This is a genomic window from Azoarcus sp. Soil_N_20 (genome assembly GCF_057656155.1).
This window is the reverse complement of sequence record NZ_JBDGKX010000017.1, coordinates 33,812-46,280: the sequence shown is the minus strand read 5'-3', so window position 1 is coordinate 46,280 and position 12,469 is coordinate 33,812. Positions and strand designations below refer to the sequence as shown.

The window sequence follows — 12,469 nt, the reverse complement described above, 5'->3', positions numbered from 1 at the left end:
AACACGTGCTGCTGCGGCGGCGCAGCATGATTTATCCTGGTCCTGCCGTCGACGGTTCTCCGGCGGGTGGCGGGCGCGGACCGGATCGCACGCCATGCTAGAATCCGCGCCCTTTCCACTGGAGAATCGCCATGCTCGCCATCATCGGTGGTACCGGATTGACGCAGTTGTCGACGCTTGAGATCACTCGGCGCGAGATTGCGCGGACGCCCTATGGCGAGCCTTCGGGGGCGCTCACTTTCGGCACCCTGTGTGGTCAGCCGGTGGTGTTTCTGGCGCGCCATGGCTATGGACACACCATTCCGCCGCACCAGGTGAACTATCGTGCCAATATCTGGGCGCTCAAGGAGGCGAAGGCGGCGGCGATCGTCTCGGTGGCCTCGGTAGGTGGAATCAGGGCCGATCTCGGGCCCGGCGTGCTGGCGGTGCCCGACCAGATCATCGATTACACCTGGGGACGGGCCAGCACCTTCTTCGACGGTGGTGACACGCCGGTAAGACACGTCGATTTCACCCGGCCCTACGACGAGACCTTGCGTCGGCGCCTGGTCGAGGCGGCCGGTGCGGCAGGGGAGCCGGTCGTCGACGGCGGCGTGTATGCGGCCACGCAGGGCCCGCGCCTCGAGACCGCGGCCGAGATCGACCGGATGGAGCGCGACGGCGCCGATCTGGTCGGCATGACCGGGATGCCGGAGGCGGTACTCGCGCGCGAGCTCGGCATTCCGTATGCGGCAATCAATGTGGTGGTCAATAGCGCGGCCGGTCGGGCATCCAGCGCACAGGGCATTCAGTTCGACAGCATCGAACAGGTGCTGCAGGAGGCCATGGTGCGGGTGCGCAAGGTGCTGGAGCACCTCTGTCGTGACTGAGGGCAATGCGATGGTGCACTGCTACAATCGTGTCTTTCCGAGCGCGGATCCTGGATGCTTATGAAACGAATCGAAAGCGGCTTCGAACACCTTCTCTTCTCCAGCCGCTGGCTGATGGCACCGATCTACCTGGGTCTGGTGCTGGCGATGGTGGTGCTGCTGATCAAGTTCGTCAAAGAGATCTGGCATATCTTTGCGCAGATCCTGACCGCCTCGGGCGGCGATCTGATCATCGGCGTACTGACCCTGGTGGATATCGCGCTGATCATGAATCTGCTGATCATCATCATGTTCAGCGGGTACGAGAACTTCGTGTCCAAAATGGAAGACTTGCATAGCCATCAGGATCGCCCCGACTGGATGGGGCACATCGGCTTCTCCGATCTGAAGATCAAGCTGATCGGGTCTATCGTGGCGATCTCCGGGATCGAGTTGCTGAAAGGGTTCATGAATGTTGCCAATATGTCCGACCGGGAGCTGGGCTGGATGGTCGGCATTCATGTCACCTTCCTGTTCTCCGGAGTGCTCTACGCGTTGATGGATCGGCTGCACGGCAGCAAGGGACATTGATCGCAGACGTGCGGGTGCGGCCGCAGTGACCGCTCCCGAGCCCTGCTCATACCTGCTGCAGACGTTCGATCAGCTCACGCTCGACACGCAGCACCTCGGCGTCCTGGGACAATCCGCCTCCGGTCAGGAGGAAGGTGTCTTCCACCCGCTCGCCCAAAGTCGCGATCTTTGCCGCCTGCACCGAAATTCCATGCTTGGCCAGCACCTCCGCGACATCGAACAGCAGGCCGGGGCGGTCTGCAGCGGTCAGTGACAGGATGTAGTGCCGGCCGGCCTCGTCGGCGCGCAGACTGACTTGCGGCGTGACCGGAAAATGCCTGACCTGACGCGAGATCCGCCCGCTTGCGGGGCGTTGAGGTTCTCCCGGATTGAGTAGCAGGGCGCCGAGTTCATGCTCGATCAGGGCGACAATGTCGCGATAGCGCGCGCTGTTGCTGGTGTCCTGGAGCATGAAGCTGTCGAGTGCATAGCCGTGCCGGGTGGTATGGACCTTCGCATCGAGAATGGAAAAGCCCATGCGTCCGAAGAAGCCGGTGAGACGCACGAACAGATCCTTCTGGTCGACCGCGAACACCATCACCTGCACGCCTTCCTCTTCGTCGGATACCCTGGCCTTCACCACCGGTTCGTCGGCGTCCGGGCGATAGTAGAGCACCCGGGTGTGCCAGGCGATTTCTTCGGCCGAGTGGCGCATGAAATACACCGCGTCGAGCTGTGCCCAAAGGGCGTCCTCCACGCCCTGGCGAAGGCCGTGATAGCGCAGCAGGTGACGGGCGATCTCCTGGCGGTCGTCGAGGCCCAGCGCCTGCTGGGGCGTGGCGCCGCGCAGCAGGCGCTGGGTGGCGAAGAACAGGTCCTCGAGCAGCTTGCCTTTCCAGCCGTTCCAAACCTTGGGGCTGGTGCCGCGGATGTCGGCATGGGTGAGCAGGTAGAGCGCGGTCAGCCGGCGCTCGGTGCCGACGACACCGGCGAAACGCTGGATGATCTCGGGGTCGGAGGTGTCCTCCTTCTGGGCGACCTGGGACATGGTCAGATGATGGCGAACCAGCCAGACCACGAGCGCGGTGTCTTCGGCGTCCACTTCGTGATCTTCGCAAAAGTCGCGGGCGTCGGCCATGCCCAGCGTGGAGTGGTCGCCGCCGCGGCCCTTGGCGATGTCGTGGAACAGGGCTGCGATATAGAGCAGCCAGTAACGGTCGAAACTGAGGATGAGGCGGCTCATCAGCGGGTACTCGTGCGCGTGTTCGCCCATGGTGAAGCGGCGGACGTTGCGCAGCACCATCAGGATGTGCTGGTCGACGGTGTAGGCGTGGAACAGGTCATGCTGCATCTGGCACAGGATCTTGCGCCAGGGCGGCAGGTAGCGCGACAGGATGCCGTACTGGTTCATGCGTCGGAAGGCATGCACGATGCCGCGCTTCTGTTTGAGGATCTCGAGAAAAAGCGCACGGTTCTCCGGCTCGGCACGGAATGCGGCGTTGATCCGGTTGCGGTTGAGCCATAGCGCGCGCAGCGTGCGAGCGGTCATGCCCTTGAGTTCGGAGCGCTGTTGCAAGAGCAGGAAGCATTCGAGCAGGGCCGCGGGATGGCGCTCGAAGATGTCCTCGCTGCGCAGGTCGAGCAGCTCGCGCACGGCCTGGAAGCGGGCGTTGATCACGATGGCCGGCGAGCTGCGCCCGGGGAAGATCTCGGTGCCGTAGTTCTGCAGCAGGATGCCGTTGATCTGGGTGACCTTCTTCGCGGTCAGGTAATAGCGCTGCATCAGCGTTTCGGACGCACGCCGGCCGGCAGCGGCCTCGATCCCCATGATGCGGGCAAGTCTTTCCTGGTGATCGAACAGCAAACGATCCTCCGCGCGACCGGTAAGGTAGTGCAGACGAATGCGGACGTGCTGGAGAAAGCGTTCGACACTGCGCAGGTCGCTGGCTTCATCGCCGGTGATCAGCCGTCGGCGCGCGAGTTCGCGCCAGTTGCGGCCGAGGCCGGCGGCACGGGCAATCCAGCCCAGCATCTGCAGGTCGCGCAGCCCGCCCGGGCTTTCCTTGCAGTTGGGCTCGAGCGCATACGGGGTGTCGTGGTAACGCGCGTAACGTTGTTCCTGCTCGAGTTGCTTGGCCTTGAAGAACGTCCGCACGTCGAGTTGCTCGCGGTAGCGTGCGGCAAATTCGTCGAACAGGGCCGCGTCGCCGGTCAGACGCCTGGCTTCGAGCAGATTGGTCTGCACGGTGATGTCGGCGAGCGCCGCATCGAGGCATTGCTCGATGGTGCGCACACTGTGGCCGATATCCAGGCCTACGTCCCACAGCGCGCTGACCAGGGTCGAAAGCTGCACCTGCAGGTCCTCGTCCGGCGATGCCGGAAGCAGGATGAGCAAGTCCACGTCCGAGCACGGGAACAGCTCGCCGCGACCATAGCCGCCGACTGCGATCAATGCCGCTTCTGTCGGCATCCGGGCGGCTTTCCACAAGCGGATGATCGCTCCGTCGACCAGTTTCGCCCGGCCGTGAAGCAGGGTGGCGGTGAGCGGGTGTGCTTCATAGGCGGCACGCAGGTCGGCGCTGCCTTCGGCAAGGTATCGCCGCTCGTCGATGATGGCTTGCTGGAGCGGAGGGCTTTCGGTCAAGGTGCGGAGATCCGGGGTGGTCGGTCAGGCAAAGCGATCGGCAACGAGGGCCGGTGGGGGCGGGCAATTCGCCGACAGGGTGAGGACCTCGACCCCGGTTTCGGTGACCACGATGGTGTGCTCCCATTGGGCTGACAGGCTGCGATCCTTGGTCACGATGGTCCAGCCGTCGGGGAGTTCGGAAATCGCGGCCTTGCCGGCATTGATCATCGGTTCGATGGTGAAGATCATGCCGGGCAGCAGTTCCACCCCGGTGCCAGCCTTGCCGTAGTGAAGGACTTGCGGTTCTTCGTGGAACTTGCGGCCGATGCCGTGGCCGCAGAATTCGCGCACCACGGAGAATCCGTTGGCTTCGGCGTGGCGCTGGATCGCCTGGCCGATGTCGCCGAGGCGGGCGCCCGGACGTACCGCGGCGATCCCTAGCCACAGACATTCATAGGTGACGTGGCACAGTCGCTTGGCAAGGATCGATACGTCGTTGCCGACCATGAACATGCGGCTGGTGTCGCCGTGGAAGCCCGCGGGTGTGATCACGGTGATGTCGAGGTTGACGATGTCGCCCTTCTTCAGCGCCTTTTCGCCCGGTACGCCGTGACAGACCTGATGATTCACCGAGGTGCAGATCGACTTCGGGTACGGAGTGTAGCCCGGGGGTGCATAGTTGAGCGGTGCCGGCACGGTGTTCTGGACCTCGACCATGTACACATGGCACAGGCGGTCGAGTTCGGCTGTGGTGACGCCCGACTTCACGTAGGGCGTTATGTAGTCGAGCACTTCTGCCGCAAGGCGGCAGGCGACGCGCATCTCTTGTATTTCTTCTGGGGTCTTGAGAGTGATGCTCATTGTTCCGGGGCAGGCTGTCAAAGAACGCTAGGCTAGCGCATGAGGCTCCTGCGGGCAAACCCGGCCTTCGATCCGGCCTTGAGCGGCGCGTCAGGTCAGTGCTATCATCACCGGCTTGTCTGTTCATGCAGGCAAAATCCACACGCCGAATCAATCGGGGTCCGCGTGCAGGCTCACTGCCTGTGGCGGCGCAGGTGCGGAGAAGTTGTCGGGACGAATGTCCGGCACTGATCTGCGCCCGGTTCGGCGGAGGCTAACCCTAGATCTGGAGTTTCACATGTCGGTAACAATGCGTCAGATGCTCGAAGCGGGCGTTCACTTTGGTCACCAGACCCGTTTCTGGAACCCGCGTATGGCCCCGTATATCTTCGGCCATCGCAACAAGATTCACATCGTCAACCTCGAAAAGACGATGGTCAAGTACAACGAAGCCATGGACTACGCGCGCAAGCTGGCAGCGAACAAGGGCAACATCCTGTTCGTCAGCACCAAGCGTCAGGCCCGCGAAATCCTGGCCGAGGAAGCACGCCGTGCCGGCATGCCCTATGTTGACGAGCGCTGGCTCGGCGGCATGCTGACCAACTTCAAGACCGTCAAGCAGTCGATCAAGCGCCTGAAGGAAATGGAAGGCATGGTCGAGGACGGCTCGATGGAGCGCCTTTCCAAGCGCGAAGCGCTGATGGCCAAGCGCGAAATGGAAAAGCTGCAGAAGAGCATCGGCGGCATCAAGGATATGGGCGGCCTGCCCGATGCGCTTTTCATCATCGACGTCGGCTACCACAAGATCGCCATCACCGAAGCCCGCAAGCTCGGTATTCCGGTCATCGCCGTGGTCGACACCAACCATTCGCCCGAAGGCGTGGATTACGTGATCCCGGGTAACGACGACTCGTCCCGCGCGATCCGACTGTACGCCCGCGGCGTCGCCGATGCCGTGTTGCAGGGGCGCAGCCAGGTGCTGCAGGAAATCGTTTCCGCCGGTGGCGACGAGTTCGTCGAGGTTGAAGAAGAGAACAATCCCGAACAGGCTTGATCCTGTTTCGGGTCGAATGGATTGTTTGGTCGCGGCGGGCTGGTGCCCGCCGTGTGCTGTAGACGAATATTCAGGAGTTAGCATGGCCGAAATCACCGCAAGCATGGTCAAGGAACTGCGCGAGAAGACCGACGCGCCGATGATGGAATGCAAGAAGGCATTGACCGAAGCCAGTGGCGACCTGGTAAAGGCTGAAGAGATCCTGCGCATCAAGCTGGGTAACAAGGCCTCCAAGGCGGCCTCGCGCGTGACCGCCGAGGGCATCGTCGGGACATTCCTGGCGGCGGATGGCAAGCTGGCCGCAATGGTCGAGCTCAACTGCGAAACCGACTTCGTGGCCAAGAACGATGATTTCATCGCGCTGGCGGCTTCGCTGGCGACGCTCGTTGCCGAGAAGAACCCGGCCGATGTGGAGGCGCTCGCTGCGCTCGAGTTCGGTGGTCAGACGGTGGAGCAGTTCCGTACCGCGCTGGTCGGCAAGATCGGCGAGAACATCAGCGTGCGTCGCTTCGCCCGCATCGAGGCCAAGGGCCAGGTTGCGAGCTACATCCATGCCGGCGCAAAGATCGGCGTGCTGATCGACGTGGTCGGTGGCGACGAGCAACTGGGCAAGGATCTGGCGATGCACATCGCCGCCTCCAAGCCGAAGTCGCTCGATTCCACCGGCGTGTCCGCCGACCTGATCGATGCCGAGCGTCGGATCGCGATCGAAAAGGCCCGTGAGGCCGGCAAGCCCGAAGCGATGCTGGACAAGATCGCCGAAGGTACGGTGCAGAAGTTCCTCAAGGAAGTGACGCTGCTCGGCCAGGTCTTCGTGAAGGCCGAGGACGGCAAGCAGACGATCGAGCAACTGCTCAAGGCCAAGGGCGCATCGGTTGCCGGATTCACGCTGTTCATCGTCGGCGAAGGCATCGAGAAGAAGGTGACGGACTTTGCCGCCGAAGTGGCAGAACAAGCGGCTGCCGCTGCTGCTGCCGCGCAGAAGTAAGGAGCTGCACGATGACCGCTGCCGCTTATTCACGCATCCTGCTCAAGCTTTCGGGCGAGGCGCTGATGGGTGATGACGCCTATGGCATCAACGAAGAGGTGGTCAGTCGCATCGTCTCCGAGATTGCCGAGGTGTCCCGCCTGGGCGTGCAGGTTGGGGTGGTCATCGGTGGCGGCAACATCTTTCGCGGCATGAAGGGCGCTGCGTCGGGCATGGACCGCGCCACCGCCGACTACATGGGCATGCTGGCAACGGTGATGAACGCGATGGCGCTGGCCGATGCCATGCGCCGTTTCGACCTGCCGGCGCGGGTCCTGTCCGCGCTGCGGATCGACCAGGTTGTCGAGCCCTACGTTCGTGGTCGGGCCATCCGCCATCTGGAAGAAGGACGGGTGGTAATCTTCGCTGCCGGCACCGGTAATCCGTTTTTCACCACGGACACCGCTGCGGCATTGCGCGGCGCCGAAATCGGTGCACAGATCGTGCTCAAGGCGACCAAGGTCGATGGCGTCTATACCGCCGATCCGAAGAAGGATCCGGGGGCCCAGCGTTATCACCGCATCAGTTTTGATGAGGCAATCGGGCGCAACCTTGCGGTGCTCGATTCGACCGCGTTTGCGTTGTGCCGCGATCAGAAACTGCCGATCAACGTGTTTTCGATCTTCAAGCCCGGTGCGCTCAAGCGTGTCGTGCTGGGTGAAGACGAAGGTACGCTGGTCCATTCCTGAGTCATTCGAGGACAAGTCGATGATTTCCGATCTCAAGAAGACGACCGAGCAGAAGATGCAGAAATCGGTCGAAGCCCTGAAGACCGATCTGGCCAAGGTGCGTACCGGTCGTGCGCATACCGGGCTGCTCGATCACATCATGGTGGACTATTACGGCAGCATGGTGCCGGTCAATCAGGTCGCCAACATCACTCTGATCGACGCCCGCACCATCGGCGTGCAGACGTGGGAAAAGCCGATGCTGGGCAAGGTCGAGCGCGCCATTCGCGACTCCGATCTCGGTCTGAATCCGGCCAATATGGGCGAACTGCTGCGCGTGCCGATGCCGGCGCTGACCGAAGAGCGTCGTCGTGATCTGACCAAGGTGGTGCGTCAGGAGGGCGAGAGTGCGAAGATCGCCATCCGCAATCTGCGCCGTGACGCCAACCAGCAGCTCAAGGATGCGGTCAAGGACAAGCTGATCTCGGAAGACGATGAACGGCGGACCGAGGAAGACATCCAGAAGCTCACCGATCGGCACGTGGCCGAAATCGACAAGCTGCTCGCCCAGAAAGAGCAAGAGCTGATGCAGATCTGATCTGCCGGAACCGAATGGCCCGCACCCGGGCCATGCGTGGAGGCCTTTGATGGCGGATTCAGGCTTTACCAGTTCCACCCAGGCTGTCCCTGCCGTCGGAGCAGTGCCGCGCCACATCGCCATCATCATGGATGGCAACGGGCGCTGGGCGAAGAAGCGCTTCATGCCCCGGGTCGCCGGACATAGCCGCGGTGTGGATTCGGTTCGTGCAACCATCCGCTCGTGCATGGAACGCGGGGTCGAATATCTGACCCTGTTCGCCTTCAGTTCCGAAAACTGGCGTCGACCCGCGGACGAGGTGTCCTTCCTGATGCAGCTGTTCATCAAGTCGCTGCACAAGGAAGTCGCCCGTCTGCACCAGAACGGCATCCGCTTCCGCGTCATTGGTGACCTGTCCCGTTTCGACGCCGGGCTGGTCGAGGTGATCCAGGCCGCAGAAGCGCTGACCGCGGGCAATACCCGCTTCAATCTTACGATCGCAGCAAACTATGGCGGACGCTGGGACATCCTGCAGGCCGTCTCGCGCGTGCTCGCCCATCGTCCCGACGGACCTGCGGAAGTCTCCGAGGAGGCGCTGGCCGCGGAATTGTCGATGAGCTTTGCGCCCGAACCCGATCTGTTCATCCGTACCGGGGGGGAGCAGCGCATCAGCAACTTCCTGCTGTGGCAGCTTGCATACACCGAGCTGTACTTCACCGATACCTTATGGCCGGATTTCGATGGCGGGGCGCTGGATCTTGCAATCGCTTCCTATCAGGGCCGAGAGCGTCGGTTCGGGCGAACCAGCGATCAGGTGAGCATGGCGGCGGGCGCCGCCAATGCGGGGCGCCATGCTTAAAGTGCGGATCATCACCGCGTTGATACTGCTGTTCGGTCTGCTTGCCGCACTATTCATGTTGCCGGCTTCGTTGTGGCTGGTGTTCTGTTCCGTGGTCTGCGCCGGGGCTGCTTGGGAGTGGGGTGGGCTGGCGCGGTTCGCCGGTTTCAGCCGGGTCGTTTTTGCGCTGTTGACCGCACTTGCCTGTCTCTTGCTCGGGGCCTATGCGGGGCTCGGGAGTGACGGTGCGCCGGTCGCGGCAGCGCTGATTCCGCTCTACCTGATCAGTGCCTTGTTCTGGCTGTGCGCGATTCCGTTCTGGTTGCGGCGCAAATGGCAGTTGTCCTCGGTGGGCGCCGGGGTTGCGGTCGGCTTGATCGTGATGGTCCCGCCGGCGCTCGCGCTCGCCCATCTGCGCCAGCTTGGCCCCTGGCTGCTGCTCGGCATCATGGCCATGGTGTGGGTGGCGGATATCGCCGCTTATTTCAGCGGGCGCGCCTTTGGCCGGCGCAAGCTTGCCCCCGCAATCAGTCCGGGCAAGACCTGGGAGGGGGCCCTCGGCGCAGCATCGGGTGTGCTCGTGGTCGGATACGCCGCCCTGTTTGCCTTTGGCGGTGACCGGGTGCCGCTCTGGGTTTTCGGCATCGCGCTGCCGCTGCTGGCCGGCTTTACCGCGGTGAGCATCATCGGCGATCTGTTCGAGTCCCTGCTCAAGCGCCAGGCCGGCGTCAAGGATAGTGGAACGCTGTTGCCGGGCCATGGTGGCATTCTCGATCGCATCGACAGTCTGACCTCCACCCTGCCGCTGGCAGGGCTGCTGGCGTTCTGGGTCACCCGCTGAGCGCGCCTTTTCCAATGTCCGACTTCCTTCCGCAGCAAATCACCATCCTCGGCGCGACCGGCTCGATCGGCGTCAGTACGCTCGATGTCATTGCCCGCCATCCCGAGCGTTACTCGGTATTCGCACTCACGGCCAGCCGGCAGGTAGACAAGCTGGCCGAGCAGTGCCTCCGCTTTGCCCCGCGCTTCGCGGTGATGGTCGATCACGCGGCGGCGGCGCAACTGCAACGGATCTTGCGGACGGCGGCCTGCCGTACCGAAGTCCTCGCCGGAGCACAGGCGCTGATCGACGTTGCGTCCGCGCCCGACGTGGATGCGGTGATGGCCGCCATCGTCGGCGCAGCGGGACTCGAACCGTCGCTCGCCGCGGCGCGCGCGGGCAAGAAGGTATTGCTCGCCAACAAGGAGGCGCTGGTCCTGTCCGGGCAGTTGTTCATGGATGCGGTGGCCGCATCGGGGGCCTGCCTGCTGCCGATCGACAGCGAGCACAACGCGGTGTTCCAGTCCCTGCCCGCGGGCTACCGGCGCGATCCGGTTGCCGCCGGCGTGCGCCGCGTGCTGCTCACGGCCTCGGGCGGGCCATTTCGCACCACCCCGATCGAGGTGCTCGAGTCGGTGACACCCGATCAGGCCTGTGCCCATCCGAACTGGGTCATGGGTCGCAAGATCTCGGTCGACTCCGCCACGATGATGAACAAGGGGCTCGAAGTGATCGAGGCGCACTGGCTGTTTGGTGTGCCGGCGGAACAGATCGAGGTCGTGGTGCACCCGCAGAGTGTGATTCACTCGATGGTCGATTACGTCGATGGTTCAGTCGTGGCGCAGCTTGGCAATCCCGACATGCGGACGCCGATCGCCTATGCGCTCGGCTGGCCCGAGCGCATCGAGTCGGGTGTGGGCGCGCTCGACCTGATCGGGATATCGAAGCTCAGCTTCGAGCGTCCGGACTTCGAACGTTTCCCATGTCTGTCGCTCGCTTACCAGGCGCTGCGCGCGGGTGGGGTCGCGCCTGCCGCACTCAATGCGGCCAACGAGGAAGCAGTCGCTGCCTTCCTCGCGGGCCGTCTCGGTTTTCGACGAATCGCCGATATCATCGCTGCAACACTTGAACGGATCGGTCACATGGCGGTCGATTCCCTCGATGCGGTGCTGGCGGCAGACGAGCGCGCGCGGGAGATTGCCCGAAATGAAATCAGGAAACGTACGCTGACCCGATGAACCTGTTCGATTACCTTGTCCCCTTTGCTGCCGCCCTCGGCCTGCTGATTCTCGTACACGAACTGGGTCACTACCTGGTCGCACGGTGGTGCGGCGTGAAAGTGCTTCGCTTCTCGATCGGGTTTGGCAAGCCGCTCGTGGTCAGGCGTGCCGGCGCGGATCGTACCGAGTGGGCGCTAGCTGCGTTTCCGCTCGGGGGCTACGTCAAGATGCTCGACGAGCGCGAAGGCGAGGTGGCCGCCCACGAACTGCATCGGGCTTTCAACAGGCAAAGCGTCTGGCGCCGATTCGCCATCGTGGCTGCCGGCCCGCTGGCCAATTTCCTGCTCGCGATCGTCCTCTACTGGGGCGTCTTCGTCGTCGGTACCGATGAACTGCGTCCGCGGGTCGCGCTGACCGAAGTCACCAGTCCGGCGCAGGCCGCAGGCTTGCGCGAGGGCGACCTGGTACTGGCGGTCGACGATGAGCCGGTGAAGAGTTGGCAGGATCTGCGCTGGGTACTTTTGCGGCACGCGCTCGATAACCGCCGGGTCGTGCTTCGCGTGCGCACCGTGGACGACGTCGAGACCTTGCGCACGCTCGATCTGACCGATATCAAGATCGACGACGGCAAGGCCGACCTGGTTGCACGGATAGGATTACGGCCGTGGCGTCCGCTGATTCCGGCGGTGGTCGGCAAGTTGGTGGAGAGCGGCGTAGCCGCCCGCGCGGGGCTGTTACCGGGCGACGAGATCGTTGCGATTGACGACGAGCCGGTTGCGTCATGGACCGAGATGGTGGCGCAGGTTCGCAAATCGGCCGGGCGCGAGCGGGTTTTTTCGATCCGGCGTGATGGCGCGCTGTTGTCGATCGGAATGGTGCCGGAGGCGACATCGGAAAACGGCGAGCCGATCGGCAGGATAGGAATTGCGGTGGCCGAGCCGGCCCTGGGCGGGGTTTCGATGTTCGGTGAGGTGCGCTATGGCGTCGGCGCCGGTCTGGTGAAGGCGGGACGCCAGACCTGGGAAACCAGTGTCCTGAGCCTGCAGATGATCGGCCGCATGTTCACCGGCGAAGTGTCGTGGAAAAACCTCTCGGGACCGGTCACGATCGCCGACTATGCCGGGCAGACTGCACAGCTCGGATGGAGCCATTACATCAAGTTCCTGGCCCTGATCAGCATCAGTCTGGGCGTGCTGAACCTGCTGCCCATCCCGGTGCTGGATGGGGGGCATTTACTGTATTATGTGATCGAAATCATCAAGGGTGGCCCCATTTCGGAGCGTGTCATGGAGATCGGCCAGCAGATCGGCCTGGCTCTGCTTGTAATGCTCATGGCGTTCGCCTTCTATAACGACATCAATCGTCTCATCTCCGGCTGAAT

At 63.2% G+C, this 12,469-nt stretch carries 12 protein-coding genes; 10 read left to right on the top strand and 2 right to left on the bottom strand.

What is annotated here, in order from left to right; all coding sequences use genetic code 11:
* Window positions 1–131 precede the first annotated feature (131 nt).
* Both AC3A35_RS23835 and AC3A35_RS23830 read left to right on the top strand, forming a co-directional pair.
* The gene (locus tag AC3A35_RS23835) at window positions 132–869 is read left to right on the top strand and encodes an S-methyl-5'-thioinosine phosphorylase (protein ID WP_487439013.1); all 738 of its coding nucleotides are present in this window, start codon (window positions 132–134) and stop codon (window positions 867–869) included.
* Between the two features lie 60 nt (window positions 870–929).
* The gene (locus tag AC3A35_RS23830; RefSeq protein ID WP_487439011.1) at window positions 930–1,439 is read left to right on the top strand and encodes a TIGR00645 family protein; all 510 of its coding nucleotides are present in this window, start codon (window positions 930–932) and stop codon (window positions 1,437–1,439) included.
* Between the two features lie 46 nt (window positions 1,440–1,485).
* On the opposite strand, the gene AC3A35_RS23825 is transcribed toward AC3A35_RS23830, so the two are convergent.
* Window positions 1,486–4,062 (bottom strand): [protein-PII] uridylyltransferase, encoded by a 2,577-nt coding sequence (locus tag AC3A35_RS23825; RefSeq protein WP_487439009.1) that lies wholly within the window; start codon window positions 4,060–4,062, stop codon window positions 1,486–1,488.
* Between the two features lie 24 nt (window positions 4,063–4,086).
* The gene (gene map / locus AC3A35_RS23820) at window positions 4,087–4,905 is read right to left on the bottom strand and encodes a type I methionyl aminopeptidase (RefSeq protein WP_487439008.1); all 819 of its coding nucleotides are present in this window, start codon (window positions 4,903–4,905) and stop codon (window positions 4,087–4,089) included.
* Between the two features lie 277 nt (window positions 4,906–5,182).
* Between map and rpsB the strand changes: the two genes are divergently transcribed.
* The 8 genes from rpsB (at window position 5,183) to rseP (ending at window position 12,467) form a co-directional block, all read left to right on the top strand.
* Complete coding sequence (gene rpsB / locus AC3A35_RS23815) at window positions 5,183–5,938, top strand: 30S ribosomal protein S2 (RefSeq protein WP_487439006.1); 756 nt, start codon at window positions 5,183–5,185, stop codon at window positions 5,936–5,938.
* 82 nt (window positions 5,939–6,020) lie between these two features.
* Window positions 6,021–6,926 (top strand): translation elongation factor Ts, encoded by a 906-nt coding sequence (tsf, locus tag AC3A35_RS23810; protein WP_487439005.1) that lies wholly within the window; start codon window positions 6,021–6,023, stop codon window positions 6,924–6,926.
* A gap of 11 nt (window positions 6,927–6,937) precedes the next feature.
* Entirely contained in the window at window positions 6,938–7,654 is a 717-nt protein-coding gene (pyrH, locus tag AC3A35_RS23805; protein WP_487439004.1) for a UMP kinase, read from the top strand.
* Window positions 7,655–7,673: 19 nt separating this feature from the next.
* The gene (gene frr / locus AC3A35_RS23800; protein ID WP_487439003.1) at window positions 7,674–8,231 is read left to right on the top strand and encodes a ribosome recycling factor; all 558 of its coding nucleotides are present in this window, start codon (window positions 7,674–7,676) and stop codon (window positions 8,229–8,231) included.
* Between the two features lie 49 nt (window positions 8,232–8,280).
* Window positions 8,281–9,069, top strand: coding sequence for a polyprenyl diphosphate synthase (gene uppS / locus AC3A35_RS23795; RefSeq protein WP_487439002.1), 789 nt, complete (start codon window positions 8,281–8,283; stop codon window positions 9,067–9,069).
* Window positions 9,062–9,889: a phosphatidate cytidylyltransferase gene (locus tag AC3A35_RS23790; protein WP_487439001.1), complete on the top strand. Its 828-nt coding sequence runs from the start codon at window positions 9,062–9,064 to the stop codon at window positions 9,887–9,889. The genes uppS and AC3A35_RS23790 overlap by 8 nt, the downstream gene beginning before the upstream one ends.
* A gap of 14 nt (window positions 9,890–9,903) precedes the next feature.
* A complete protein-coding gene (ispC, locus tag AC3A35_RS23785) occupies window positions 9,904–11,106 on the top strand; it encodes a 1-deoxy-D-xylulose-5-phosphate reductoisomerase (protein WP_487439000.1) in 1,203 nt (400 codons plus the stop codon).
* Complete coding sequence (gene rseP, locus AC3A35_RS23780; RefSeq protein WP_487438999.1) at window positions 11,103–12,467, top strand: RIP metalloprotease RseP; 1,365 nt, start codon at window positions 11,103–11,105, stop codon at window positions 12,465–12,467. The genes ispC and rseP overlap by 4 nt, the downstream gene beginning before the upstream one ends.
* The last annotated feature ends 2 nt before the right edge of the window (window positions 12,468–12,469 follow it).